The following is a 619-nucleotide window of genomic DNA, read 5'->3' on the forward strand; positions in this document are numbered from 1 at the left end:
ATTGCTCAATGTAATTTTGCGCCTTAGTTAAAACATCCATCTTTCCATGCTCAGTCAAATACTTTTGGGCCTCGACCAGACTCACCCACTTGCTAGCTAAGATTTCCTCTTTTTGCGTTTTGACTTCTTGTCCTGCAAGATATTTGGCTATAAAGTAGACAACCGTTTTTTCTTTATTCTCTGTTAATTGATATTTGACCTTTTCCTTAAAGTTAAAATCAAATTCCGGCTTTAAGCCAACTTCTTCAAAGACTTCTCTTTTAGCAGCTTCTTCAGCATCTTCATTATTTTCAAGATGTCCTTTTGGAAAGCCCCAATTATAATTTACGACGCTCTGCACGATCAAATATTCCAGTTCGCCGTTTGCACGTTTTCTGTAAATAACTGCACCTGCAGAATGTTCCATCTTCATTTTTGTCACCCAACCTTTATATTGAACAATTATTAAATATTTATTAATGTAGGTCAAGCGATTGAAAGTCAACTACCCCAGAATAAATTCTGGGGCTTGGTGGCTCGTTAGCTTGCGCTAACCAGAACACCAACTTGCTTAGATACGGACTTGACTTACCAGCAATAGTCTTTTGACTATTGCCGATAGAGGTCGTCTATTTATCTA

The 619-nt window shown here is 37.6% G+C and carries 1 protein-coding gene; it reads right to left on the reverse strand.

The window, feature by feature from the left end; all coding sequences use genetic code 11:
* On the reverse strand, nt 1–412 hold a 412-nt coding region (locus CP367_RS10375), incomplete at its 3' end, for a bis(5'-nucleosyl)-tetraphosphatase (RefSeq protein ID WP_061204481.1).
* Between the last annotated feature and the right edge of the window lie 207 nt (nt 413–619).

This window comes from Lactobacillus sp. UMNPBX16 (assembly GCF_002553775.1).
GTDB lineage: Bacteria > Bacillota > Bacilli > Lactobacillales > Lactobacillaceae > Lactobacillus > Lactobacillus crispatus.